The sequence below is a fragment of the Thalassospira sp. genome, from assembly GCF_048059015.1.
Lineage (GTDB): Bacteria > Pseudomonadota > Alphaproteobacteria > Rhodospirillales > Thalassospiraceae > Thalassospira.
The window spans coordinates 164,175-190,453 of sequence record NZ_JBLLNT010000002.1 but is presented as its reverse complement, the minus strand read 5'-3'; the positions used below and the strand labels follow the sequence as shown (position 1 = coordinate 190,453).

Sequence of the window (26,279 nt, the reverse complement as noted above, 5' to 3'; positions counted from 1 at the left end):
GAATTCAGATCAATGATCGTGTTGGGCCCGCGAATCCGTCGGGGCCTGATCACGATCATGCATGCCGTAATCGCGGATGACCCCGGCGACACGTAGCCGATAATCTTCAAAGACGCTTTCGCGGCCTTTGGCCTGCGCCCCGCGGTGCTCACCGACATTACGCCATGCCTTTACCGCGTCCTCATCACGCCAGAATGACAGTGATAGGACCTTTCCCGGAGTGGTCAGGCTTTGAAATCGTTCGACCGAGATAAAACCATCCATGGTTTCAAGAACCGGTTTGAGCTCGGCGGCAATCGCAAGATAGTCGTCATAATGGCCTTCGCGCGGTGTGACCTCAAAAATTACGGCAATCATGGTTTGATCAGCTCCGTATGTGGCGTCGATGCGATTTTCAGAAACTGGCGTTCCTCGCGCAGGATAAACTTTTCGCGCTGAGAAAATTCATAGTTTTCCCGGCCCAGCGGATCATCCTTTAACCGTGCGCGATAGGCTTCATATGATGCCAGATCAGGCAAATGATAGATGCCATAGGCGGTTGAAACCGACCCTTCATGCGGCGCGAAATAGCCAACAAGGTCCGCCCCGCAGCGTGGAATGGCCTGACCCCAATTGCGCGCATATTCGACAAAGGCATCTTTTTTATAGGGATCGATTTCATAGCGAATGAAGCAGGTGATCATGACAGTCTTCCTTGATTGAACGGGGGGTGACCCGACGGGTGCGGGGCATTTCAGGGAGATAGCGCAATCACACGGTCCGATGTTTCGATGCGGATCGAACTGTTGTCGAAAAGTCGTCATGATGTCACGGGCATGTGGACAGAGTTCACAAAGCCGGATATGAAATGTTATGTTATAACGTAACATTTCATAGGAGATTTTCGTGTTCAGGCATTTGCTACAGGCCGCCATGGTGAGCGGAGCAGTTTTGCTACCGGTTCTTGGTGGATCAGTTGCCCAGGCTGCTGATGAAACCAGGCAGGCATGGCGTCTTTTCGTCACCGATCAGAATGAAGGTGGTGTGACCGTCGTCGATCTTGAAAACAAAGCCATCATCGATCGTTTTGCGACAACCGGCTACGTCACACATCTGGTACCAAGTGAAAGTGGCAAGTCGCTTGCCGCAGTCCAGATGGACCACGACGCCGTGCACATGATTGATAGCGGCATTCAAATTTCCTCCCACGGTGATCATAGCGATATTGAAATCAATGATGCTGCCCTGTTGCCCGTGACCATCACCGGCAAAAGACCGGTCCACGCCGTTCCAGATCATGGCGCGTTTTACGTTTTCTTTGATGGCGAGGGCGAAGCCCGGATCTTTAACGAAGATAGTTTGATCGGCGGCAATGGCGATTTCGAACCGGTCAAGGCAGCGGCCCCTCATCACGGCGTTGTCGTGCCCATGGGGAACTATCACCTGATTTCAAAACCAAATCTTGAGGTGGAGACAAAGCCGGGCAGCCTGCCGCCGCGGCTTGGCCTTAAGGTTCTGGATCAGCGTAGCAAGCAAGTCGGACCGGTTCACACCTGCACCGGCCTTCATGGGGAGGCATCATCGGCCGGTGTCACCGCATTTGGCTGCGAGGAGGGGGTCATCATCGCCCTTCCGGGTGGCGAAGACGCACCGACAATCAAGATGCTGGCCTATGGTGCCGATATGCCATCCGGGCGTGTTGGAACACTGGTCGGCGGCAAGGCAATGCAGTTCTTCCTTGGCAATTATGGTGCGGATAAACTGGTATTTATCGACTGGTCGGAAGAAAATCCGTTCCAGCTGATCGATTTGCCGGTGCGTTATGTGCACTTCATTCTCGACCCGGTTCGGGTCACGACGGCCTATGTCTTTACCGAAGATGGCTATCTGCATGCGGTCGATCTTCTGAGTGGCAAAATTACCCGTTCTGAACAGATCACCGAACCCTATAGCAAGGATGGGCATTGGCGCGATCCGCGTCCGCGTCTTGCGATTGCGGGGGACATCATCACGATAACCGATCCACGTGAACAGCTTGTGCGTCTTGTTGATGCAGAAACTTTTGCGGACAAAGGTGGTATTGAAATTGGCGGGCTTCCGTTCAACATTGTCGCAATCGGTGGTTCCGGACTTTCGCACTGATAGCTGGCAAAAATATTGAGCGAACGGGCGGGATCAAACCCGCCCGTTTTTGTGCGGCGATGGTTGTTTGCATAGCATATTTCGATTAATATCGAACTATGAAAGAAGGACCTGATATTGCCCGCGTGGCTGCATTGCTTGGCGATCCGGCGCGCGCAAATATGCTGACCGCGTTGATGTCCGGCCGTGCCTTGACGGCGGCTGAGCTGGCGCAAGAAGCGGGTGTGACACCGCAAACTGCAAGCTCCCACCTTGCAAAACTTGAAGCAGGCCAGATCGTTTTGCCGCGCAAGCAAGGCCGACATCGCTATTTCACGCTTTCTGGTCCTGATATTGTTGAGGCGCTCGAAGTCCTGATGGGGATTGCCAACCGGGTCGGGCATAACCGGGTGCGTACGGGGCCAAAGGACCCGGAATTGCGCAAGGCGCGCGTTTGTTATGATCATCTGGCAGGTGACATGGGTGTTGCGCTGTTTAACGGGTTAAGTGACCGCAAACTGATCGAAGCCGATTTGAATGGTGTCTCCTTGACACCCGCCGGGATCACCTTTGCCGAAGAATTTGGCATTGATCTGGACGGCTTGCGGGCCAAACGCCGTCCGCTTTGCCGGGAGTGCCTTGATTGGAGTGCCCGACAATCGCATCTGGCCGGATCGTTTGGGGCGGCCTTGCTGGACCGGTTTTATGATCTTGGCTGGGCCAAGCGTGTCGCGGATTCGCGTATTGTGCGGTTTAGCACCGCGGGCGATAAAGCGTTTCGGGCCTTGGTGAATCCCTAAGGCTTGTTACGCGCCTAGAAGGGCTTTGACGAATGCCGGAACCAGCTCCGTGGCCGGGCCATATTGGCTATATTCAAACAGGGTCGCACCCGAACTGGGTTCAAGGTTGAGCTCGACAGTTTCGGCTTCGCCGTCTTCTTGTGCGATCTGTACAAACCCGGCCGCCGGATAGACATTGCCAGATGTCCCGATCGAGATGAAAAGCCCGCATTTTCCAAGTGCTTCATAGATGCGTTCCATCTCAAGGGGCATTTCCCCGAACCAGACGACATGTGGGCGCAATCCCCCGGCCTTGCCGCAAGACGGGCAGGGTGTTTCCTTGGCAAGGTCATCTGCCCAGTCGGTCAGAAGACCACAATGATTGCAGCGGATTTTCAAAAGCTCGCCATGCATATGGATCAGGTTCTTTGATCCTGCGCGATCATGCAGATCATCGATATTCTGGGTGACGAGCAACACGTCGCCCGGCCAGTTTGCCTCAAGCTTTGCCAACGCATGATGGGCGGCATTGGGCTTTACCGCCGGATCAATAAGGCCTGCACGGCGGTCATTATAGAAATGATGCACAAGGCCCGGATTGGCCGCAAATGCATCGGGTGTTGCGACTTCGGAGATATCGTATTTCGCCCAGATGCCATCGGGATCGCGAAAGGTATGAAGCCCGCTTTCCTTGGAGATGCCAGCGCCGGTCAGGATGACAATCGGGGCGGCTTCTTCGCGCAGGATGTCAATCAGATCGGCTCGGAGCGGCATAGTGTTGTCCTTTGCTGCCTATGGATGCCCGCCTGCGCGGGCATGACAGTTTTTGGGGCGCATGGGCCAATAGACTAAGTCATTCCCGCGCAGGCGGGAATCTGTTGTGGCATGTATAAACAAAACACCCCCGCCAAGTATGTCTGGCAGGGGTGATTGCTAAACCCGATCCGCTAAAATCGGTTTATGAATTCTCTTGGCCTTAGGCCGAGGTATCGACATTGCTGCCCGGGCCGTCTTCCTTGGCCGGTGCTTCGCCAGCCGGGTTTTTGGTAACCCCAACCATTGCCGGGCGAAGCAGACGACCCTTAAGGACGTAACCGGCCTGCATGACCTGTGCGACATGGCCATCCGGATAAGCCGGATTGGGCATTTCAAACACGGCCTGATGTTTGTTCGGATCAAGCTTCTCGCCAAGCGGTTCGAGCTTTTCGATGCCGTTCTTTTCAAGCGCCTTGAGCAGCGCCTGTTCGGTCATTTCAACACCTTCAAACAGCGTCTTCATCGCCGGGTCAGCAGCAGACGTGTCGCCAGCAGCATCAAGGGCGCGGCGCAGGTTGTCGCTGACATCCAGAAGGTCACGGGCAAATTTGGTGATCGCATAGTTGCCAGCATCTTCGACGTCTTTTTTTGCGCGGCGGCGGGTGTTTTCCACCTCGGCGACCTGACGCAGCAGACGGTCTTTCAGTTCGGCAACTTCGGCTTCGAGTGCCGCGACCGGATCTTCAATGACAACTTCTTCGACTTCTTCGGTCGCCTCTGCTGCGACGTCTTCAGAAGCGGTTTCCTCTGCGGCATTTACATCCTGCAGATCTTCCGGAGTGTTCTTTGCGGTTTCCGACATGGCTAACCTTGCTACTTTCACGTTATGCGGCCTGACACGCAGCGCCGCGATTTATCCAATCAGTCGACCGACCAGCTTGGCGGTGTAATCGACCAGCGGAATGATCCGGGCATAATTGATCCGGGTCGGTCCGACAACCCCGATTGCACCCACAATGCTGCCTTCAGCATTTTGATAGGGCGAAATCACCATCGAAAGACCCGATCCGCCGAACAGTTTATTCTCCGACCCGATGAAGATCTGAACGCCTTGGGCATCCGTCGTCACATCGAGCAATTCAATCATCTGATCGCGGGCTTCAAGAATGTTAAACAGGCGGCGAACGGTCTCAAGCTGTTCTATCGTATCGATATTTTCCAGCAACTGGGATTGGCCCTTTACAATCAGGGACGATCCCTTGACCCCGCCAGCCCATGTTGCCAGGCCCGCATCAATCAGATTGGCCGAAAGATCATCAAGCTCCTGCTTGAGCAAATCGCGCTCCTGCGTGATCAGCAATCTTGCATCATCAAGTGTCTTTCCAGCCAACCGGGTATTTAGATAATTCGCCGCTTCTGTCAATGCCGAGGCGGGTAAATCTGCCGGAACGTCGAGGATTCGGTTCTCGACACTACCATTTTGCGACACCAGTACCGCAAGTACCTTGCCAGGCGAAAGTGCGACGAATTCAATCTGTTTTAAACGAATGCCATCAGTCTTTGGTGCCACCACAAGCCCGGCACAGCGCGACAGGCCCGATAACATCGTGGTGGCTTCGCCCAACATCTGATCGAGCGAATAGCCCGCCTGTTCGCAATTTTTGGTCAGCTGATCACGTTCTGCATTGGGAAGGTCTCCGACCTCCATCAACGCATTCACAAACAGCCGCAATCCTTTTTCACTGGGCAATCGACCAGCCGAAATATGCGGGGCCACCAAAAGACCCATTTCTTCAAGATCGGACATCACATTGCGGATCGTCGCAGCAGACAGGTTTTCTGACATGCGCCGCGCAATGGATCGTGATCCAATCGGCTCGCCGGTTTCGACATAGGCATCGACGATCTGACGGAACACTTCACGTGACCGTGCATTCATATCGCCCAGCAATGTATCGTCAAAATGCGCCATGGGTACCTGTGCCAACCGGAATGTTTCGACCTCAAGCCGTTTCAGACTCAAGGTTGTTGAGAATTTAGTCAGGCAATTGCATTGCGTCAATTGCACGGCCAATCGGTTCAAGTGGTTGGTTTACCTGCATTGCACCAAAGCGTGCAAAAACATCCGGGGAAACTGCTGGACGTTTGGTGGGTCACATCTTACTTTGGGCCAAATTTTATAGGACAACTTTGCATCGTTCCAATGTGTGAACGTCGCCAAGACAACCAAGAGGTTTCCACCCATGCGCCCATCCGGCCGTACCCCTGATCAGCTTCGTGACGTAACGATTGAAACCGGCATTTCGAAATATGCCGAAGGGTCCTGTCTGATTAAATTTGGTGATACCCATGTCATCTGTACTGCAACGGTCGAAGACAAGGTTCCCGGTTGGATGCGTAATTCCGGCAAGGGCTGGATCACTGCTGAATACGGTATGCTGCCGCGCGCGACTGATTCGCGTATGAACCGCGAAGCTGCCCGTGGTGGTCAGTCTGGCCGTACCCAGGAAATTCAACGCCTGATCGGCCGTTCGATCCGTGCAGTTGCCGATATGAAGGCAATGGGCGAAATGCAGATGCGCCTTGATTGTGACGTCATCCAGGCTGATGGCGGCACGCGTACCGCATCGATCACGGGTGCCTATGTTGCGGCCCATCTGGCGTTTCAGGGCGTGCGTCGCCTTGGCCTGATCAAGGAAATCCCGTTGACCCAGCCGGTTGCTGCCATTTCGTGCGGGATCTATAACGGCGAAGCGGTTCTTGATCTTGATTACGCCGAGGACAGCAATGCCGGTGCCGATGCCAACTTCGTTCTGGCAGGCAATGGCGGCATTGTTGAAGTTCAGGCCACTGCCGAAGATGTGCCATTTGATCGCGCTGCATACGATCAGATGTTCGCGCTGGCGGAAAAAGGCTGCAAAGAGCTGTTTGCCAAACAGCGCGAAGCGCTTGGCCTTTAAGACACAGCATTTCCAGCGGCAGGCATCCCACCTGCCGCTTTTCACATCTGATTGATACCGCATTTTCAGGCAGCAAAATGGCCCGTCGCTTTACGGATAAAAAACTCGTCATCGCCAGCCATAACAAAGGCAAGATCAAAGAGATCGGCGAACTTCTGGCACCTTTCGGGATCGAGGTTTTCTCAGCCGGTGACCTTGACCTGCCAGAGCCCGAAGAAACCGAAAAAACCTTCATCGGCAACGCGCAGCTGAAATCGACCGCAGCCGCCAATGGCGCGAACCTTCCTGCCCTTGCCGATGATAGCGGCCTTGCCGTTTCTGCCCTTGATGGTGCACCGGGAATTTATTCCGCGCGCTGGGCCGGGCCGGACAAGGATTTCGATATGGCAATGGAAAAGGTCCAGAACGGTATCGGCAATCATCCCGACCGTCGTGCATCCTTCATCTGCGCGCTGTCGCTTGCGTGGCCCGATGGCCATGTGGAGAATTTCGAAGGCCGGGTGGAAGGCGAAATCATCTGGCCGAAACGTGGCCGCCATGGATTTGGCTATGACCCGATTTTCCAACCCAAAGGTTATGAAGAAACCTTTGGCGAGATGGAGCCAGCAAAGAAGCATGAAATGAGCCACCGTGCCGATGCCTTTGCCCAGTTGGTCAAGGCCTGCTTCGAATAAGCAGCTCGCAGGCTCAACACCTGCATTGAACATATGCACGCATCGCTGATGTCATGATCGGCGGTGCGTGTTAGTTTATCTGCCACCATTCCCGATTTTGAAAAGAGTCCCGCGTGTCCGCACCGATTGCCGAAACAGCGCCGTTTGGCATCTATATCCACTGGCCGTTCTGCCTGTCGAAATGCCCTTATTGCGATTTCAACAGCCATGTGGCGAACAGTGTTGATCATGCCCGCTGGCGCAAGGCGCTGCGTGCGGAGCTTGCAGCCGGGGCTGCGCGCAATCCGGGCCGTGTGGTGGGTTCGGTCTTCTTTGGCGGTGGTACACCGTCGCTGATGGACCCGGAAACAGCCGGTGCGTTGATTGCCGATATCAAAGCGTTTTGGCAGGTGACCGATGATCTTGAAATCACGTTGGAGGCCAATCCGGGCACGGTCGAGATTGACCGCTTCTCGGCCTTTGCTGCCAATGGCATCAACCGTGTTTCGATTGGTATTCAGGCGCTCAATGACCGTGATCTGAAGTTCCTCGGTCGCGTGCATTCCGCCAAGGAAGCACTGCGCGCATTGGATGTTGCGACCACGGTGTTTGACCGATTCTCGTTTGATCTGATCTATGCCCGCCCGGAACATGACCCCAAGGCTTGGCGAAAGGAGCTCCGCGAAGGGCTTGATATCGCCAATGGGCATATCTCGCTCTATCAGCTGACGATCGAGCCGGGCACCCAGTTCTATACGCTCCATCAACGTGGTGAGCTGGTCGTGCCTGATGAGGACCTCGCGACCGAGCTTTATGAAATCACCCAGGAAGAAACCGAAGCGGCAGGTTATCGCTGCTATGAGGTTTCCAACCATGCACGCCCCGGTCAGGAAAGCCGCCATAACCTGGTTTACTGGCGCTATGGCGATTATCTGGGCATTGGTCCGGGTGCGCATGGCCGCGAAGCGGTCATTCAACCCGATGGCAGTACGCTGCCGATGGCCGTCCGCCGTCACCGTGCACCTGATATCTGGCTTGATCGTGTCGAAAAGCATGGCCATGGCACGCAGGAAGAAACCGTTCTTGAGACAGACGAACGCCTGCTTGAGATGGTGATGATGGGGCTGCGGCTCAATGAAACCATTCCCAATGCCCGGTTTGACCGGATTATTGGCAAGGCACCACGTGATGTTCTGGATTCGGAACGGCTCGAAACCCTGATCGCGTCGGGCGATCTTGTTTGTGATTCTTCGGGTCTTCGGGCGACCCAGCAGGGCAGGAACCGGTTGAACGGTGTATTGGCCTATTTGTTCGACCATTCGGTGTGACGGCAAAAACGCCAGAAACCCAACAAAAACCTTATGTTTTCGGGTAAATGCGCCTTGGCGTGATTTAGTTTCACCAAACCATCAAAAAGTTGGTTGACACTTTAAGCTGACCGCGTATATTCCGCCCCGTTCCGGCGGACACCGCCCGAACAAAACCAGATGCCCCTATGCCCAGGTGGCGGAATTGGTAGACGCGCTGGCTTCAGGTGCCAGTGGCCATTAGGTCGTGGAAGTTCGAGTCTTCTCCTGGGCACCATACCCCAGCACATTTCTGATGTGCTGGGGTATTGTCGTTTTGGGCCTGTTTCTCTTCATGTAAATTCTAAGCTCAAGCATCTGTAGGGTTGAAGTCCTCACAGACACAATCCTATTTCCGAAGGCCGCAATGTAAGTATTTGTGCAAGCAACTGTTTTTTGTTGCTTGAAACTAATGCTTGCTAGGTTTTTAAGAAAGCAATATGCTTGCTTGCATATTCAGCAAGCATAGGTTCAAAAATGCCGGAAAGTCGTCAAAGCAAAGGTGGTACGGTTCGTGCACAGAGGCTCTCAGCATCCAGAAAGAAAGAGATAGCAAAGCAGGCTGCTGAGGCGCGTTGGAATAAGGATGCGCCAAACGCGACGCACGAAGCCAAGATAACGCTAGGTGATCTTGAGATTGAATGTGCGGTCTTGTCTGATGGTCGGCGCGTGATTTCAGAAAGAGCTATGACGCGCGCTTTTGGTGGTAAGCGTGGTGGCTCACATTGGAGAAGATTGAAGGCAGGTGGCGCGAGTTTGCCAGTCTACCTCTCTGCCAATAACTATCAGCCTTTTATTGATGAAGGATTGGCTGATGCTCTTACCTCGCCGATAAAATATAAAACTGAGAAGGGTAATATTGCACACGGTCTCGAGGCGTCATTGCTTCCGAAGGTGTGCAATGTATTCCTGAAAGCACGCGATGCTGATGAACTGCATAAAAGTCAGGTCCCGATGTCTTTGCAGGCTGACATCATTATGCGCGGCTTGGCTGAAGTTGGCATTGTGGCGCTCATTGATGAAGCGACAGGTTTTCAGCGCGAAAGAGCTAGTGATGCCCTGGCAAAAATTCTTGAAGCCTTCATTGATAAAGAGTTGCGCCCATGGGTGAAAACATTTCCAGATTCGTTCTATGAGCAACTATTCAGGCTCCGTGGGTTGGACTATCCGACTGAGAATGTCCGTCGTCCACAGTATTTTGGCCACCTGACCAATGACATCGTTTACCGACGGTTGGCACCGGCAGTTTTAGAAGAACTGAAGAAGTCGACGCCTAAGAATGATAGAGGAAGGCTTGCGACGCAGATGCACAGAAAATTGACTCCTGAAGTGGGGCATCCAAAGTTAAGGGAGCATATGTCATCTGTGGTAACGATAATGAAGTTGAGCGAGGGCTATGACGACTTCATTGACAAGCTTGATGTAATTCATCCTCGTTACGGCGATACATTGGAATTGCCGTTTGAAGACGATTAAGTAAGCCTAGCTACAGGGAAGGGCGTGACACTCCGTTGGACGATCATAACCCTCCAATTGGTATGACTTTTGCGGTGCCATGCGCGGTTTGCTGTGTTAAGAACAGGCAAATTTTGACATTTGGAGAACCGCGATGACCAATTTCCTCCATCTCGGAGATCTGCCTGATGACCTTGACCTTGGTAAGGTCGTGGCAATCGACAGCGAGACCATGGGCCTGAACCCGCACCGCGACCGTTTGTGTGTCGTGCAGCTTTCAAGCGGGGATGGCAACGCCCATCTGGTCAAGTTTGATGGGGAAGATTACAGCGCGCCGAACCTCAAGAAACTTCTGGCCGATCCGTCGGTGCTTAAGCTGTTCCATTTCGGGCGTTTTGACATTGCGGTGATGGACAAATATCTCGGTGTGCGTTGCGCGCCGGTCTATTGCACCAAAATCGCCTCCAAGCTGATCCGCACCTATACCGACCGCCATGGTCTGAAAGACCTTCTGCGTGAGTTGGTCGGTGTCGAGATTTCCAAGCAGCAGCAAAGCTCTGATTGGGGTGCAGCGGAACTGACCAAAGAGCAGATCGATTACGCGGCATCAGATGTTCTTTACCTGCATAAGGCCAAAGAAGAGCTCGATCGTCGTCTGGCCCGTGAAGGCCGGACCGAGCTTGCGCAGGCCTGTTTTGACTTCCTGCCGACGCGCGCGACGCTTGATCTGTCGGGCTGGGAAGAAACCGACATCTTTGCCCATTAAGTTTGCCCATCAAGATTGGCCATCAAGATTGGCGGTTAACCGCCTGTGAAGATTAAATCTGTTACGGAGTAGCTCGGCAATTGACCGGGCTGCCCGGCAGGTTCATAGTTTCTGCCCAATGCTCTTGCATATTGGGCAAAACGCCTTATCTCCGGGCGGGAAACGCAACCAAGAAACAGATGACAGTGACCCCAGACGTCCCAAAAGATCCCAAAAACGTTCCGGCCCCGGCAAATGACGCCGATCTTGCGATTGCGCGCCGGGTTCTTGATATCGAAGCAAACGCGCTGCGCGAACTGGCAAACTCGCTTAATGGCGAGTTCTGTGACGCGATTAACCTGATCGAAGGCCTCAAAGGCCGCCTTGTCGTCACCGGCATGGGCAAAAGCGGTCATATCGCCAAGAAAATCGCGGCAACCTTTGCCTCCACCGGCACACCTTCCTTTTTTGTGCATCCGGCCGAAGCCAGCCACGGCGATCTTGGCATGATTGGCAAGGATGATGCGGTTCTGGCACTGTCCAATTCCGGTGAAACCCCAGAACTGTCTGACATTATTGCCTTTACCCGTCGTTTTAACGTGCCGCTGATCGGCATGACCCGCAAACCGGAAAGCTCGCTTGCCAAGCAATCCGATTGCCCGCTTGTTTTGCCAGCAAGCCCGGAAGCCTGCCCGAACAAACAGGCCCCGACGACCTCGACAACCGCGATGCTGGCCTTTGCCGATGCGCTTGCGGTGACATTGATGGAGCGTCGCGGCTTTTCATCAGAAGATTTCCGGACCTTCCACCCCGGTGGCAAGCTTGGTCAGCGTTTACTTCATGTGCGTGATGTCATGCATGGAGCTTATGATCTGCCGCTGATCGCGCGCGATGCGCTGATGTCCGAAGCCTTGGTCACCATGACCAGCCGTTCATTTGGCTGCGTTGGTGTGCTGGGCGATAAGGGTGAGCTGGTCGGTATCGTAACCGATGGCGATTTGCGCCGTCACATGGCCGATAACCTTGTCGCCATGAAGGTTGGTGATGTCATGACTGCCGGGCCGAAAGTCACTCATGAAGGTGCGCTTGCGGTTGAGGCGCTTGCCATCATGAATGACCGTTCGATCACCGCATTGTTTGTTCTTGATGAGGCCGGTGTGCCGGTTGGTCTGGTGCATATCCACGATCTTCTGCGGTCGGGGGTCGCCTGATCCATGAGCAGTGAGGGCAATTCAAAGGTTGTATCGCAAAGGGCTGAAGGCCTTTCGCGCGACCGGTTGCCTTCAGGCCGGCGTGATGTCCGCATCAATCCGCTGCGCCGGATGATCGTGACCATCCTTAAATTCGTACTGCCAATGATCGCCATGACGCTCATGGCGTTGGTCGTGCTGTGGCCGCAGATCGAACAGGTTCAGGATAGCGGGTTCCGCCTTGGTTTTTCGACATCGCCTGAAGATCTGATGGAAAATGTCGCCATGACCAAACCGCGCTTCTTTGGCGTGGATGGCAAGCGTCAGCCCTTTACCGTGACGGCACGCGAAGCAATTGAAGCCAAAAACAGCCCGTCGCGCGGCGATCATATCTATCTTGATGAACCCCAGGCCGATATCACGCTTGAAGACGGCTCCTGGATTGCGCTGACGGCGACGGAAGGGTTCTATACCGAAACCGACGGGATGCTCGATCTTGTTGGGATGGTGAATATGTATCACGATAACGGCTTTGAAATTCATACTGAAGAAGCTGAAATCGCAATGAATGCCGGCAGTGCCAGTGGCGATGTCCCGGTTGATGGCCAAGGCCCGTTTGGCACGATCAAATCGGATTCCGGGTTCGAATTGGAAGATAAAGGGGCGGTGATCCGCTTTTTGGGGAAATCACAGCTGGTGATTTTCGATAGCGCTATGAAAGGGAAGTCATGATCGCAACGCCGCATTTTGGGCGCAAAACGGCAAAGCTTCTGGCAGCCCTGTTGCTGGGATCAGCTGTTATCGGAATGTCTTTCATGCCGGGTGCCACACAGGCAAACCCGCTGGGACTCGCCCAGAACGGCAGCGGCGGGCTTGAGGTCGAGTCTGATAACGGCATTGAATGGCGCCGTAATGAACAGATCCTGATCGCGCGCGGCAATGCGGTGGCAAAACGCGGAACATCGCGCGTGGATGCCGACGAACTTCAGGCGCTTTATCGTGATCGTGACGGCAATAGCGAGATTTACCGCATCATTGCGATTGGCAATGTGAAACTGTCGTCCGACACCGATGTCGCGACCGGTGACAAGGCCGTCTATGACATTGACGAAGCGGTTGTCGTTCTGACCGGCGAAAACTTGCAATACAAGACGCCCAAAGAAACCCTGACCGCGCGTGACAGCCTTGAATATTGGGAAACCGAACGGGTTGCCGTGGCACGCGGCGACGCGGTTGCTGTGTCCGAGGATCGCACTCTTCGCGGTGATATCCTGACCGCGCGGTTTGAGCCGACCAAGGCAGGTGGCAATGAATTGAGCCGTATCGATGGTCAGGGCAATGTGAATATCCGCACTTCGACCGACTTTGTTGTTGGCGATCAGGGCGTTTATGATGCGAAAACAGGTATCGCGACCTTGATCGGATCGGTTAAGATCACGCGCGAAGGGAATCAGTTGAACGGGGATCGTGCTGTTGTTGATCTCAATACCGGTATCAGCCGCCTGACAGCAAACGGCAATGGCGACGGCAAAGCCCGCGTTCGTGGCCTTCTGGTTCCAGAAAAAGATGATGATAAAAGCCCGGCCGATGCCGGGACCGGTAACTGAGAAAGGTCGGTAATTTGTTCTGGTCGCGCAAAGGCGTAAAACCCGCTACCGCAAAGGCGCATGACGCAACAGACGGGGCTGCTTCGTCCTCGGGCTCAGCTTCGGGTCCGCGTTTGATTAGCGCCAATAAGGGTCTGGTTGCGCATAACCTTGGCAAAAGCTTCAAGAAGCGCCCGGTGCTTAAAGATGTTTCCGTATCGGTCCAGCGTGGCGAAGCGGTTGGTCTTTTGGGGCCGAACGGTGCGGGAAAGACCACCAGTTTCTATATCATTACCGGCCTGATTGCTTCTGACCGGGGGACGATTTCCCTTGATGGGCGCGACATTACCGCGATGCCAATGTATCAGCGTGCGCGCCTTGGAATCGGCTATTTGCCACAGGAAGCATCGATTTTCCGTGGCATGACGGTCGAACAAAATATCATGTCGGTCCTTGAAGTGGTCGAAGACGACCGCATCAAGCGCGAACAAAATCTTGAAGACCTTCTGGCGGAATTTGCGATCGAGCATTTGCGCCGCACGCCAGCCCTGGCCCTTTCGGGCGGGGAACGCCGCCGTTGCGAGATTGCGCGCGCCCTTGCAGCCCATCCAAACTTCGTTTTGCTGGACGAACCACTGGCCGGGATTGACCCGATTGCGGTGGGTGATATCCGTGATCTTGTACGTCATCTGAAAGATCGTGGCATTGGGGTCTTGATTACTGACCACAATGTGCGCGAGACTCTCGACATCATCGACCGGGCATATATCTTGCATGATGGTCGTGTTTTGATGGAAGGTGGTCCTGACGAGATTGTCAGAAATGACGATGTCAGAAGGGTTTATCTGGGCGATCGCTTCAGCCTTTGATATAGACACCCGACAGATATTCAGTCTTGGGGGAGTTCGGATTGACACGGGGTAGTGCATAAATGGCCCTGAAGGCGCGGCTAGATCTTCGTCAGTCCCAGTCACTTGTCATGACGCCCCAGCTGCAGCAGGCGATCAAGCTGCTGCAGTTCAATAATATTGAGCTTTCCAATTTCATCGATAGCGAGCTTCTGGAAAACCCGCTGCTCGAACGGGCCGATCCCGGCCAGACCTTTGCCGAGACCGGTGACGGCGCGGTTGGCAATGGCGATGACGGTATTGATAGCCGATCTTCTGACAATTTCACCGACCGCGATGACCGCTTTGGCACCGATCGCCTGACATCAAGCGAAACTATGGGCGGTGATGACGGCCCGCTTGATGTTGCCAGCGATGCGCTTTATGGCGGCGAGGGCGAGATTACCCGCAATGGCGAGCCTGTATCAGGCAGTCACGACTATTCCGCCCCCTATGGCGGTGGTGCGGGCGCTGGTGGCGGGTCGGGCAGCAGCGATGATTTGCCGGGCCTTGAACAGACCCTTGCTGATGAAGCCACCCTGCGCCAATCGCTTGATGATCAGCTGAATATCGCGTTTCGCGATGCCACCTCGCGCATGATCGGCAGCTACCTGATCGATATGCTCGATGAAAACGGCTATATCAGCGGCGAGCTCGAGGAAGTTTCAAACTCGCTTGAGTGTCCAATTGTCGAGGTTGAGCGTGTTTTGGCCGTGATGCAGGGCTTTGATCCGGTTGGGATCTTTGCGCGCAATCTGGCGGAGTGTCTTGAGCTTCAACTGCGCGAACTGAACCGGTTTGATCCGGCGATGGCGGCATTGCTGGCCAATCTTGATCTGTTGGCGAAACGTGAATTTGATCGTCTGCGTCGAGTTTGCGGCGTGGATTCGGATGATCTTCACGACATGATCGCCGAAATCAAAACCCTTGATCCGCGCCCGGGCCGGACGGCTGATGGCGAAATCGCAACGCCGGTGATCCCCGATGTGTTGATGCGCGCGGCCGGCAATGGCAATTGGCATCTTGAGCTTAATTCCGAGGCATTGCCGCGTGTTCTGGTTAACGAAGATTACGTGGCCCAGATCGGATCGGGTCTGCGTGACCGTGAAGAACGCAGCTTCATGAGCGAGAAGCTCCAGACCGCGAACTGGCTGGTCAAGGCGCTGCATCAGCGTGCGACCACCATCATGAAAGTCGCAAGCGAGATCGTCCGTCAGCAGGATGGATTCTTTACCTATGGCGTGTCGCATCTAAGGCCGTTGATTCTGCGCGACATTGCCGAGGCAATCGGCATGCATGAAAGTACGGTCTCGCGTGTCACCAATGGCAAATATATGGCGACACCGCGCGGTGTTTTTGAGCTGAAATACTTCTTCACTACGGCAATTTCGTCTTCTGACGGGGGCGATGCCTATTCTTCTGAAGCTGTGCGTCATCGCATCAAGTCATTGATCGATAACGAAGAACCCAAAAAGATTCTGTCAGATGACAAACTCGTGGAGCTTCTTGGCAAGGAAGGGATCGACATTGCCCGTCGAACAGTGGCAAAATACCGGGAGGCGATGCGCATTCCTTCGTCGGTCCAACGTCGGCGCGAAAAAAAATCACGTGCTTCCTAGCATGCATTTTTCGAAAAATCGTACCTTAAGGTACTGTAATCTAAGGAAACATACCCATATCTTGACTTGGCAATGACGAGGGAATATGGTGCGGCCTCCTGATTGAGGGGCACCAAACATCCATATGTACTGGGAAGTCACTCAACTGGGGATAGGCGATCCATGCAAATTACGGTTATCGGTAAGCAACTTGACGTTGGCGATGCTCTTCGGCAGCACGTCGTCGAGACCTTGGACCCTGCAGTAGAGAAATATTTCGATCATGCGATCGAAGCCACGGTGACCATCACCAAACAGGCACATCTCTATAACGCACAAATTTCGGTCCATGTTGGCAAGGGCATGATGGTACAGGCCAAAGCATCGGCGGATGAAGTATATCCCGCCTTTGATTCGGCCTGCGACAGAGTGGCCAAACAGTTGCGGCGCTATAAACGGCGCCTGCGTGACCATCACGCAAGCCGTGACCATCATGAGCAGGCCCGCCTGGAAGCGATTCACTATGTGATCGCACAAGAAGATGACGATCATTCGGATGACAATCACGTAAATGGCTATGAACCATTGATTGTCGCCGAGACACCGGATCGTATTGATACGCTTTCCGTTGGGGAAGCTGTCATGCGGCTCGACTTGGGGGACATTCCGGCACTGATGTTCCGGAATGGCAAACATGGCGGATTGAATGTCGTGTATCGCCGCTCAGACGGAAATATCGGTTGGCTAGATCCAAACGATAAGGAAGCTGGTGGCGCGTGACAAACACGGATTCCGAGCCAAACAACGCAACGCGAAAAATGGACATATCATCTATACTTACCCCGTCCGGGGTCATTCCGGCACTGCGGTCCGGTGCGAAAAAGGCTGTGCTTGAGGAACTTGCCGAAAAAGCAGCCGAAGTTACCGGACGCGATGCAAGCGAGATTTTCTCTGTCCTGCTTGATCGTGAGAAACTGGGCAGCACTGGCGTAGGCGGTGGTGTCGCTATTCCGCATGGCAAGCTGAATGATCTTGATCGCCTGTACATGGTCTTTGCCCGTGCAGGTAACCCGATCGAGTTCGATGCAGTTGATGAACACCCGGTCGACCTGTTCTGCATGCTGATCGCCCCGGAAGAAGCCGGCGCAGATCACCTGAAGGCACTGGCGCGGATTTCCCGCCTGCTGCGCAATCAGGGCATGTGTGACAAACTCCGCGGGGCCGGCTCAGCCGACGCGATCTATGCACTCCTGACCCAGGACGAAGCCGAACAGGCTGCGTGAAACGGTCAGTGAGAGGCGGGTAACCCCCGTAATCGCATAGACAAGACGACAGAATAAAAAACCGGACGCCCGTTAAAGGCGTCCGGTTTTGTTTTGGCTTGAGCTCTTGTCTTTGTGCTCAAGTAAGGGCTCATCTACTTCACTGAATTCAGCATCTATGACAGTGTCATCCGAGGATGAGTTCACATCGGTCAAACGACCGGCCAGCAGCACCAGCCAAAGGACCGGAATGCCGATCACGGCGGTGCCGATAAAGAACCAGCTATAACCAACCGCATCGACCACGCTGCCCGAGAACCCGGCAAGGATTTTCGGGAATAGCGTCATGATCGAGCTAAAGATCGCATATTGCATGGCGGTAAAGGAAATGTTGGTCAGGCCAGACAGATAGGCAATGAAGGCCGCGGTCGCCAAGCCACCTGACAGGTTATCGGCCATGATCACGACGGCAAACATGATCGTGTCCGGTCCGACCTGCGCCATGAAGGCAAACAGGATGTTGGTGATGGCCGATAGGAGCGCACCCAGGAACAGGATCTTCACCACGCCATAGCGCACCGAGAGAACCCCACCCAGGAAGCTGCCACCAATCGTCATGAACAGACCAAAGGTTTTCGAAACTGCGGCGATCTCTTCTTTTGAAAAGCCGATATCGGTGTAAAACACGTTGGCCATCACGCCCATGACGATATCGGCAATACGGTACACCCCGATCAAGGCCAGGATTACGATGGCGGCCTTGCCATAGCGATCAACGAAGTCTTTGACCGGCGAGATATAGGTTTCCTGCACCATCCCGGTTGGCGTCAGGCCAACACGGGTCGTCAGCCAAGCCACAAGGATCGCAACCCCAACCGAAATACCAAGCTTGAGCGTGCCTGCAATGAAGCCTGAGAGTTCCTTGATCATGCCGCCATCGGTCAGCGCCGCTTTCAGCGGGTTGGTGATGTCACCAGCATAAAGATTGGCAATGATGAAGGCGACAACGGTGATGGCAAACATCGCCAGGAACCGGACATAGTCAGACGTTTCGTGGAAATACTTGCTTTCTTTCTGTTTGGAATCGGGTTCACCCACCAAAAGGGTCGTGATCACGCCAACACACATCGCAAGCGCCATGCAGCCATAAGCTACGGTCCAGGCAAAGTGCTGATAGGTGCCTTCGGCCTCAAACAGGCCAGCAATGGTCAGTGCACCGGCACCAGCGACAATCATGCCGATGCGATAGCCACCGATATAGGCCGAGCTCATCATCGCCTGAAGGTCGGCATTGGCGGCCTCAATGCGATAGGCGTCAATTACGATATCCTGCGTGGCGGATGCAAAACCAAGTGCGACAGCGGCAAAGGCCATCATGGTCAGGTTTTCGGCCGGATCGGTCAGGCCCATCCACAGGATGGCGGCAATGATGCAGATCTGGGCAATGATCAGCCAACTGCGCCGACGGCCCAGAATGCCGTGCAGGACTGGGAAGGGTAGCCTGTCAATCAGCGGCGCCCAGACAAACTTGAAGGAATATCCAAGGGCGGCCCAGCTGAAATAGGTCACGGTGGAGCGATCAACGCCCGCTTCGCGCAGCCAGATCGAAAGCGTTGAGAAAATCAGCAAGATGGGAATGCCAGCTGACAGTCCCAAAAACAGCATTGTGATCACCCGTGGATGAATAAAAGCGCCAAAGGCCTCGCCCCAGCTTCGCTTTTCTGCGCTGTGCATCGATTTTCCCCCGTTTACAACACTTCGAAGAAACTAGGGCAAACAGGTTAATGAATAGCCAAAACAAAAAGGGCCGATCCAATGGACCGGCCCTTTTGAAATTCGTTCCGAAGAGAAAGGCTTAGCCTTCTTTCTTGCGGCTTTCGCGCTTACGAACGTTCGGATCAAGGTGCAGCTTACGGATACGTACGCTCTTCGGGGTAACCTCAACCAGTTCGTCGTCCTGAATGTAGGACAGTGCTTCTTCAAGCGTCATGCGGCGCGGCGGGGTCAGGGTAACGGCTTCGTCCTTGCCCGATGCACGAACGTTGGTCAGCTTCTTGCCCTTCAGCACGTTCACTTCAAGGTCGTTGTCACGGTTATGTTCACCGATGATCATGCCCTGATAAACGCGTTCACCATGTTCGATGAACATGATGCCACGATCTTCAAGGTTAAACAGTGCATAGGCAACCGCATCGCCCTGATCGTTGGAGATCAGCGCACCGTTACGACGGCCAGCAATCGCACCCTTGACCGGACCATAGGAGTGGAACACACGGTTCATAACGCCGGTACCGCGGGTATCGGTCAGGAATTCACCGTGGTAACCGATCAGGCCACGCGAAGGTGCCAGGAACATGATACGGGTCTTGCCACCACCGGAAGAACGCATGTCGGTCATTTCAGCCTTGCGCAGGCTCATTTTCTCGACCACGACGCCGGAATATTCTTCGTCAACGTCAACCTGGACTTCTTCGTACGGCTCGGACATGACGCCGTCGACTTCCTGGAACAGAACGCGCGGACGCGAGATCGACAGCTCGAAACCTTCACGACGCATGGTTTCAACCAGAACGCCCAGCTGAAGTTCGCCACGACCAGCAACTTCAAACGCGTCTTTATCGGCGGTTTCACCGATCTTGATCGCGATGTTGCCTTCTGCTTCACGCTCAAGGCGGGCACGGATCATACGCGAGGTAACCTTGTCACCTTCCTGGCCAGCCAGCGGCGAGTTGTTGACCGAGAAGGTCATCGCCAGGGTCGGCGGATCGATCGGCTGGCTTTCAATCGCGGTGGTGTTGTCGGTCGCGCAGATGGTGTCAGCAACGGTTGCTTCGGTCAGACCGGCAATCGCGATGATGTCACCAGCAATAGCTTCGTCCTGCGGGACACGTTCAAGACCACGGAAGCCCATCAGTTTGGACAGACGGCCGGTTTCAACGGTGCCATCGCCACGAAGAACCTTAACCGGCATGTTGAGTTTTGCACGGCCCTGATAAACACGACCGGTCAGAATACGACCGAGGAAGTTGTCAGCGTGCAGCATGGTTGCCAGCATCGCGAACGGTGCGTTTTCATCAACGTCCGGTGCCGGAACGTGGTTCAGAACCAGTTCCATCAGCGGGGTCAGGTTTTCTTTCGGACCTTCCGGGCTTTCAGCCGCCCAGCCATCACGACCAGATGCATACAGAACCGGGAAGTCGAGCTGTTCTTCAGATGCTTCAAGCGATACGAACAGGTCGAAAATCTCGTCGAGAACTTCTTCTGCGCGCTGGTCCGGACGGTCGATCTTGTTGATGACAACAATCGGCTTCAGACCAAGCTTAAGAGCTTTACCCAGAACGAATTTGGTCTGCGGCATCGGGCCTTCGGCCGAGTCAACCAGCAGGACAACGCCTTCGACCATGGACAGGATACGCTCAACCTCACCGCCGAAATCGGCGTGGCCCGGGGTATCCACAATGTTCACGCGGGTGTCGCCCCACTGAACTGCGGTCGGTTTTGCAACGATGGTAATGCCGCGTTCACGTTCCAGATCGTTGCTGTCCATTGCGCGTTCATCGACGCGCTGGTTGTCACGATAGACACCGGACTGACGGAACATGGAATCGACCAGCGTGGTTTTGCCGTGGTCAACGTGGGCGATGATGGCGATATTGCGCAAGCTCATTGGCGCGGACTCCAGAAATAAAAATGCCGCGCGCCGGGGGCTGCCCTCGCGCATCGGTCAGTACAAACGTTTCAAGGCCAGTAGATATTCAGCAATAAACGAGGCGGTTTCCTCGCGCCGCTTGCGACGGCGGGAACCCTACATCAACCCATGTGCTGAATGTTTACTGGTCCGTTTTGGGCCTTGGCCCAATCTCATTTACCCGAAGGCCGCCCTGTCATAGCCAATGTGGAGGCGAATGACCAGCTTTGTGCGCGCCATGCGGGGTTGATTTTTCTGCAATGCGGGCTGTTTGCGCCAAACTCTGGACAAAGTCAATGATTGTGTTGCGCTGCACTGCCCTGCAATCCGCGACTTTTGCCAGCAAAAACGGGACGGCAACCAATTGTTGCCGTCCCGTGAAATCTTCTTATGCGACCCGTTTATTGGGTCGAAACGTGATCAGATCGCCTTTGCGGTCAGTTCCTTAAGGTCCGCATCCGGGCGTGCCCCCATATGCGAAATCACCTCGGATGCGCAGATCGCACCAAGCTGACCACAAACCGGAAGTTCGTGACCCTGGGTGTAACCATAAAGGAAGCCCGATGCGAACAGATCGCCTGCACCGGTGGTATCGATCACCTTGGCAACCGGCTCGGCACTGATTTCATAAAGTTCGTTATCCGCAACGATCACCGCACCTTTTTCCCCGCGGGTCAGGGCAGCGACCTTGCAATGCTTGCGAACTTCGGCAAGCGCTTCTTCAAAGGTCTCGACCTCGTAGAGCGACTTGATCTCGTCTTCGTTGGCAAACAGGACGTCGATATGGTTGTGAACCAGATCGCGGAACGAATCACGATGGCGATCAACACAGAACGAGTCAGACAGGCTGATGGAAACCTGGCGACCGGCTTCATGGGCAATCTTGGCTGCCTTGATGAAGGCTTCCTTCGCTTCCGGGCGATCCCAAAGATAGCCTTCCATATAAGTGACCTTGGCGGACTTGATCAGATCTTCGTCGATATCTTCCGGGCCAAGCTCGGTGCAGGCGCCAAGGAAGGTATTCATCGTGCGATCACCGTCCGGGGTGACAAAGATCAGGCAACGTGCGGTCGGTGAACCAGCGGTCGCCGGGGCGGAGTTGAACTCAACGCCAATCGCGCGGATGTCGTGGCGGAAAACCTGACCCAGCTGATCGTCGCGTACCTTACCGATATAGGCACCCTTGCCACCAAGCGCTGCGATGCCAGCCATGGTGTTGCCTGCAGAACCGCCTGACATTTCCATGCCCGGACCCATCTGTTCATAAAGACTGTCTGCCGTTTCGGCATCAATCAGGGTCATGGCGTTCTTAACGAGGCTAAGACGGGTAAGGTCTTCTTCCTTGCAATGGGCAAGGACATCAACAATTGCGTTGCCGATACCAACGACGTCGACTGTGGTGTCGTTCATGTAGTTCATTCCTGCGGTTTATTCGGTTTGAACGGCACCGTCTAAAGGTCGGTAAGCCGCACAGGCAGGCCGATCCGGGATTGTCCGTAATCGGGCGCCTAAAAACTGACTGGCGCGGAGTATATGCATTGCGGATCGCGGTGCAAGTCTCGCGACCGTTTCGTGCCCGGTTGTTTAACCTGCCGTTAACATCGAGAAAAACTACAAAAGATGTTTTTTTCGAAAGTCATCAGGCGAAATTCGATCTGGGTCCGGTTCGATTTCGGATCTCTGGGTTGAATTTTTGCGGGCAGTGGTCAATCAGTTTGAAGTTGATCCGCTGAAAGCCCCGAGTATCAAGGGATTGGGTGTGATTCAGTTAAATCTGATGTTTGTCCCATGAACTAGCGGAAAAATGGGCCAAAAACCCATAAACAAGATGTTTCAGGTGATTTTGAGGTGGGAAATGGCACTGGTTCGCTAATGTGCCGAAACCAGACAAACCAGTTTGTCTTTAAATAAGATTATCAGAATTATATTATATAATTCATTATAGTGTTATTTATTTATTCTTAATTTGTGAAACTGGCCATTTCAGAGCGTCTGACGTCACTATTCCGATTGTTGGCATGCAACGGGCATTCTGGTTGGTGAATGGCTTATCGGGGCGTTTTTCAGCCCGGAATCAGCTATTGCGATCCGGGAAAAGGACGATCGTGCCATCGGATTTGATCGGATTTTCATCCGCACTGATGGGGGTGTTGGCAATTTGGTTCGAAAGATCGCCGAGATCATCTTCGTTGGTTGGCTCCGTACTTAGCCGATCTCGCAATTCTTCGATCACGGCTTCAATTCGGGCCCGATGAAGCGGGTCTTCGCACCGCTTCACGAACTGTTCAAACGCACCAAGGGCCTTATGGTCCTGATCAAGGCGGGCATAAAGGGCACCAAGCTGATGCCATAGGCCTTCATGCTCTGGTGCGATCAGCAAACTATGTTCGATCACACGGGTTGCAAGGGCCAGTTCACCGGCGCGAAGCGCCCGTACCTTTATGTTGTTTTGAAGCCGTAACAAAATCGCGATGTCCGAAGACGGGCGATAATGACGGGGCTCCAATTCGGCATCCAGGCCACTAAACGACTTCAAAAGTTCCCGTAGCTCGGCTGGGCCAAGGCTGATGCCACCGTGGAACGGATCAATCATCTTGCGTTTGCCATTGGCTTGCACGCGCAACAGAAAATGACCAGGGAAATCAATTCCGGTGATTTCAATGCCGCATCTTTGCGCTGCATGGATGTAGAGCATGCCAAGGGCGACCGGCAAACCGCGTTTGCGTTCGATCACCTGGATCAGATCGGCATTGGCTATGTCGTCATAGTTTTCTGCATCGCCCTGAAAACCATTACGTTCGGCAATGATGTTCTGAAGGGCGCGCACAACTTGCTCAATTGTTGGTTCAGCTTCCTTGTCATCGACAGGAAGGTCGCGATCACTTGATCCAGCACTTAGATCGGGCTGCAAGGTCACGCGGGCAATTTCATTGCGAAGCTGGCTTGCAAGATCATCAAGATGGACAAGGTAGGGCGCGATATCGCGTTTGAAATCGCCACTTGATTGGTTCAGGCGCGCAAAATGCAGCGCTGCCTCGGCGACGCTGGCGTCAGGCTTTTGGCCCTTGCCGTAATCGACAAGCCATTGGCGGTCCGGATCTGTTGGTGCGGTTATGTGGCTAACAGTACTAATGGATCAGGTTCCTTGCCGGTTTGCGTCGTCTTTCAGTCGGATATGACTGACCACTCGTTTGACGTAACTGGTTTCACGTGCATGCGAAATCACGCGATTGCGTTCAAGATCGTTCTGGGCGATGCCCATCAGATATACGGTACCGTTGACGGTTTCGATGCTGTAATTGATCGCAAAAACATCGCCATCAAACATCAGTGCGGTTTTGATCTTGGTCGTGATCAACAGATCACCAGCAAATCGACCAAGGAGAAGCCGTTTGAGCCGACCTCAATCTCATTGATCACACTGCGTACACCCCCAACCTGCCAGCTCAGCCTTACGGCTTCAAGTTGATCGGCAACATCGGGGACATGCCCCGCGAGCAGAACTTCGCCTTCGACGACTTCAATTTCGATATCGAGAAACAGTTTCTCATCTTTTGCCAAAAATTTTTGCCAGATTTCCGCAGTAATCGCCGTATCGCTTACTGCACCATCCAACCCACGTTCCTGAAAGGCAGCCACGCCCGCCGTCGCACCGGCACCGATGACAAAGGATGCACATCCGCTAAGGGGCAATAAACAAGCGCCTGTCAGCAACAGTGTCCGCAAGCCGCGAAAAGGCAGATGTTTGTGGCTCAGCCCCTTCGCGTGCGACTGTCGCTTGATCTTATACTCTGACGACATCTAAGAATGTCTCGCCCCTAATCCCCCGGTCTCAAGCGTCAATCATCGCCGGTTGGGGTTAAAGAGTTTTAAAATCCCGGCCGGTTTATCAGCAAAAATGCATTTTTCTGCAAAATTCATGATCTGATTGGGGGATTGTCGGGCTGATCTTAGTGGGTTTTGCCACCGAAAAGCTCCGCCCAGCGGCCCGGTGATACGCCATAGGTCTGGCGGAAATGGCGGTTAAAATGGCTTTGATCGGCAAAACCGGTTTCGGCCGCTATCCCGGCCAGTGGTTGGCCAAGCGTCATCAGTGCGCGGGCCTTTTGCAGGCGACGCATCATCAAATATCGATAGGGTGTCGTCCCGAACCGCGCACGAAAATGCCGGATCAGGCGAAACCGGTCCATATCCGCCACCTGTTCCAGCTCATCAGACTGAACAGGCCGATCATAGTTATCTTCAAGATATGCCCGAACCTGATCCATGCATTGGCTGGCGGTAAAGCGCGGGCGTTTTAGCGGTGCCTTGGCATGCAATGAAAGCCTGCCCGCGATATCGCTGACAAACTGGTCGCGCAAAAGCGGATCCATATCACGTTCAAGCTCGCCCAGGGCTGAGGCCATGATCGACCAAAGGACGGGGTCCTGAATAACCGGCTCCCCGACAAAAGGAAGCGGATCGGTGTCGTGATCAAGGCCCGATCGCAGCAATGCCGGTTCAAGATACAGCATCCGATATTGCAACCCGTCATCGGTTCCAGCCCCGCCATCATGAAGCTCGTCAGGATGGAGGATAATGATATTACCCGGATTGCTTGCGCGAAATTCACCGCGGTAATTAAAGGTCTGAACACCCTGCATGGTGATGCCAAGCGCATAGGTATCGTGGCGATGCGGGGTAAACATATTGCCATAGAACAGGGCTTCGATCCGCTCGATCCCCGGTGCGATCGGTGCCGCGATGAAACGTTCGCGCTTTTTGCACAAACGTTCAATACCGTGATCCTCTGCCTGTTCTATTGCTTCTTTCATTACCGGATCATCCGACCGATTGGAGGAAGTTAATGTTTGATACCAAAGTTGCCCTGATTTTGCGCAATGACCTAGAAGCTTGGCAATCCCTGAATGTCACAGCGTTCCTGATGAGCGGCATTGTCGCACAGAACCCCGATATTATCGGTGAACCCTATATCGATGCGCAGCAAAATATCTATAACCCGCTGTCGCGCCAGCCTGCGATTGTATTGGCCGCAGATGGCGACACCATCGCGAAGATCCATCAGCGCGCACTTAACCGTGGTGTCCGGGCATCAGCCTATATCGAGGAAATGTTTGCCACCGGCCATGACGCGGCCAATCGCGATGTCTTCGCCAAGGCAGACCCGGAAACCGCCAAATTCGTTGGTATTGGCATTCATGCCGATAAGCGCATTGTCGATAAAATCACCAAGGGCGCAAAGATGCACCCATGAACTGTTTGGCAGGTTCTAGG

The 26,279-nt window shown here is 54.1% G+C and carries 27 protein-coding genes and 1 tRNA gene; 16 read left to right on the top strand and 12 right to left on the bottom strand.

Annotation, left to right across the window (positions count from 1 at the left end; translation table 11 throughout):
* Positions 1-9: 9 nt before the first annotated feature.
* Both ACMZ66_RS01535 and ACMZ66_RS01530 read right to left on the bottom strand, forming a co-directional pair.
* Positions 10-357, bottom strand: a complete 348-nt coding sequence (locus tag ACMZ66_RS01535; RefSeq protein WP_416933771.1) for an antibiotic biosynthesis monooxygenase family protein — start codon at positions 355-357, stop codon at positions 10-12.
* A complete protein-coding gene (locus ACMZ66_RS01530) occupies positions 354-683 on the bottom strand; it encodes an NIPSNAP family protein (protein WP_416933769.1) in 330 nt (109 codons plus the stop codon). The genes ACMZ66_RS01535 and ACMZ66_RS01530 overlap by 4 nt, the downstream gene beginning before the upstream one ends.
* A gap of 202 nt (positions 684-885) precedes the next feature.
* Between ACMZ66_RS01530 and ACMZ66_RS01525 the strand changes: the two genes are divergently transcribed.
* Together ACMZ66_RS01525 and ACMZ66_RS01520 are read left to right on the top strand one after the other, a co-directional pair.
* Positions 886-2,121 (top strand): hypothetical protein, encoded by a 1,236-nt coding sequence (locus ACMZ66_RS01525; RefSeq protein WP_416933767.1) that lies wholly within the window; start codon positions 886-888, stop codon positions 2,119-2,121.
* Positions 2,122-2,219: 98 nt separating this feature from the next.
* Positions 2,220-2,900, top strand: coding sequence for an ArsR/SmtB family transcription factor (locus ACMZ66_RS01520; RefSeq protein ID WP_416933765.1), 681 nt, complete (start codon positions 2,220-2,222; stop codon positions 2,898-2,900).
* Positions 2,901-2,906: 6 nt separating this feature from the next.
* On the opposite strand, the gene ACMZ66_RS01515 is transcribed toward ACMZ66_RS01520, so the two are convergent.
* From ACMZ66_RS01515 to hrcA, 3 genes are all read right to left on the bottom strand, one after another.
* On the bottom strand, positions 2,907-3,653 hold the full coding sequence (locus tag ACMZ66_RS01515; RefSeq protein WP_416933763.1) for an NAD-dependent deacylase: 747 nt from the start codon (positions 3,651-3,653) through the stop codon (positions 2,907-2,909).
* A gap of 202 nt (positions 3,654-3,855) precedes the next feature.
* Positions 3,856-4,497 (bottom strand): nucleotide exchange factor GrpE, encoded by a 642-nt coding sequence (gene grpE / locus ACMZ66_RS01510; RefSeq protein ID WP_416933761.1) that lies wholly within the window; start codon positions 4,495-4,497, stop codon positions 3,856-3,858.
* A 51-nt stretch (positions 4,498-4,548) separates the two neighbouring features.
* Positions 4,549-5,607: a heat-inducible transcriptional repressor HrcA gene (gene hrcA / locus ACMZ66_RS01505; protein WP_416933759.1), complete on the bottom strand. Its 1,059-nt coding sequence runs from the start codon at positions 5,605-5,607 to the stop codon at positions 4,549-4,551.
* 271 nt (positions 5,608-5,878) lie between these two features.
* Here hrcA and rph point away from each other — a divergent pair, with 271 nt between their 5' ends.
* The 13 genes from rph (at position 5,879) to ptsN (ending at position 17,338) form a co-directional block, all read left to right on the top strand.
* On the top strand, positions 5,879-6,595 hold the full coding sequence (gene rph, locus ACMZ66_RS01500; protein ID WP_416933757.1) for a ribonuclease PH: 717 nt from the start codon (positions 5,879-5,881) through the stop codon (positions 6,593-6,595).
* Positions 6,596-6,672: 77 nt separating this feature from the next.
* Entirely contained in the window at positions 6,673-7,269 is a 597-nt protein-coding gene (gene rdgB, locus ACMZ66_RS01495; protein WP_416933756.1) for an RdgB/HAM1 family non-canonical purine NTP pyrophosphatase, read from the top strand.
* Positions 7,270-7,382: 113 nt separating this feature from the next.
* Entirely contained in the window at positions 7,383-8,576 is a 1,194-nt protein-coding gene (gene hemW, locus ACMZ66_RS01490) for a radical SAM family heme chaperone HemW (RefSeq protein WP_416933754.1), read from the top strand.
* Positions 8,577-8,745: 169 nt separating this feature from the next.
* Positions 8,746-8,832: transfer RNA gene (locus tag ACMZ66_RS01485), tRNA-Leu, on the top strand.
* A gap of 206 nt (positions 8,833-9,038) precedes the next feature.
* Complete coding sequence (locus ACMZ66_RS01480; protein ID WP_416933752.1) at positions 9,039-10,070, top strand: P63C domain-containing protein; 1,032 nt, start codon at positions 9,039-9,041, stop codon at positions 10,068-10,070.
* Between the two features lie 133 nt (positions 10,071-10,203).
* Positions 10,204-10,815, top strand: a complete 612-nt coding sequence (locus ACMZ66_RS01475) for a ribonuclease D (protein WP_101246631.1) — start codon at positions 10,204-10,206, stop codon at positions 10,813-10,815.
* Between the two features lie 179 nt (positions 10,816-10,994).
* Positions 10,995-12,005 carry a KpsF/GutQ family sugar-phosphate isomerase gene (locus ACMZ66_RS01470; RefSeq protein WP_416933750.1) on the top strand — a complete coding sequence of 337 codons (1,011 nt, stop codon included), beginning with the start codon at positions 10,995-10,997 and terminating at the stop codon, positions 12,003-12,005.
* Between the two features lie 3 nt (positions 12,006-12,008).
* Positions 12,009-12,716 (top strand): LPS export ABC transporter periplasmic protein LptC, encoded by a 708-nt coding sequence (lptC, locus tag ACMZ66_RS01465; RefSeq protein ID WP_416933748.1) that lies wholly within the window; start codon positions 12,009-12,011, stop codon positions 12,714-12,716.
* Positions 12,713-13,591, top strand: coding sequence for an LptA/OstA family protein (locus ACMZ66_RS01460; RefSeq protein WP_416933746.1), 879 nt, complete (start codon positions 12,713-12,715; stop codon positions 13,589-13,591). The genes lptC and ACMZ66_RS01460 overlap by 4 nt, the downstream gene beginning before the upstream one ends.
* A 14-nt stretch (positions 13,592-13,605) precedes the next feature.
* Positions 13,606-14,439 (top strand): LPS export ABC transporter ATP-binding protein, encoded by an 834-nt coding sequence (gene lptB / locus ACMZ66_RS01455; protein ID WP_416933744.1) that lies wholly within the window; start codon positions 13,606-13,608, stop codon positions 14,437-14,439.
* A 62-nt stretch (positions 14,440-14,501) separates the two neighbouring features.
* On the top strand, positions 14,502-16,076 hold the full coding sequence (gene rpoN, locus ACMZ66_RS01450; RefSeq protein WP_416933742.1) for an RNA polymerase factor sigma-54: 1,575 nt from the start codon (positions 14,502-14,504) through the stop codon (positions 16,074-16,076).
* A 162-nt stretch (positions 16,077-16,238) separates the two neighbouring features.
* Complete coding sequence (hpf, locus tag ACMZ66_RS01445) at positions 16,239-16,835, top strand: ribosome hibernation-promoting factor, HPF/YfiA family (protein ID WP_416933740.1); 597 nt, start codon at positions 16,239-16,241, stop codon at positions 16,833-16,835.
* 38 nt (positions 16,836-16,873) lie between these two features.
* Entirely contained in the window at positions 16,874-17,338 is a 465-nt protein-coding gene (gene ptsN / locus ACMZ66_RS01440; RefSeq protein ID WP_114100324.1) for a PTS IIA-like nitrogen regulatory protein PtsN, read from the top strand.
* Between the two features lie 72 nt (positions 17,339-17,410).
* Here ptsN and ACMZ66_RS01435 read toward each other — a convergent pair whose 3' ends face one another.
* From ACMZ66_RS01435 to ACMZ66_RS01405, 7 genes are all read right to left on the bottom strand, one after another.
* The gene (locus ACMZ66_RS01435) at positions 17,411-19,051 is read right to left on the bottom strand and encodes an AmpG family muropeptide MFS transporter (RefSeq protein WP_416933737.1); all 1,641 of its coding nucleotides are present in this window, start codon (positions 19,049-19,051) and stop codon (positions 17,411-17,413) included.
* 121 nt (positions 19,052-19,172) lie between these two features.
* Complete coding sequence (gene typA, locus ACMZ66_RS01430; protein WP_416933735.1) at positions 19,173-20,984, bottom strand: translational GTPase TypA; 1,812 nt, start codon at positions 20,982-20,984, stop codon at positions 19,173-19,175.
* 441 nt (positions 20,985-21,425) lie between these two features.
* On the bottom strand, positions 21,426-22,415 hold the full coding sequence (locus tag ACMZ66_RS01425; protein ID WP_416933733.1) for an adenosine kinase: 990 nt from the start codon (positions 22,413-22,415) through the stop codon (positions 21,426-21,428).
* Positions 22,416-23,079: 664 nt separating this feature from the next.
* A complete protein-coding gene (locus ACMZ66_RS01420) occupies positions 23,080-23,922 on the bottom strand; it encodes a SirB1 family protein (RefSeq protein WP_416933731.1) in 843 nt (280 codons plus the stop codon).
* A gap of 219 nt (positions 23,923-24,141) precedes the next feature.
* The gene (locus ACMZ66_RS01415) at positions 24,142-24,363 is read right to left on the bottom strand and encodes a BON domain-containing protein (protein ID WP_416933729.1); all 222 of its coding nucleotides are present in this window, start codon (positions 24,361-24,363) and stop codon (positions 24,142-24,144) included.
* Positions 24,360-24,698, bottom strand: a complete 339-nt coding sequence (locus ACMZ66_RS01410; protein WP_416933727.1) for a BON domain-containing protein — start codon at positions 24,696-24,698, stop codon at positions 24,360-24,362. The genes ACMZ66_RS01415 and ACMZ66_RS01410 overlap by 4 nt, the downstream gene beginning before the upstream one ends.
* A gap of 257 nt (positions 24,699-24,955) precedes the next feature.
* Complete coding sequence (locus ACMZ66_RS01405) at positions 24,956-25,819, bottom strand: AraC family ligand binding domain-containing protein (RefSeq protein ID WP_416933725.1); 864 nt, start codon at positions 25,817-25,819, stop codon at positions 24,956-24,958.
* 32 nt (positions 25,820-25,851) lie between these two features.
* Between ACMZ66_RS01405 and ACMZ66_RS01400 the strand changes: the two genes are divergently transcribed.
* A complete protein-coding gene (locus ACMZ66_RS01400) occupies positions 25,852-26,259 on the top strand; it encodes a DUF2000 family protein (RefSeq protein WP_416933723.1) in 408 nt (135 codons plus the stop codon).
* Positions 26,260-26,279: the final 20 nt, after the last annotated feature.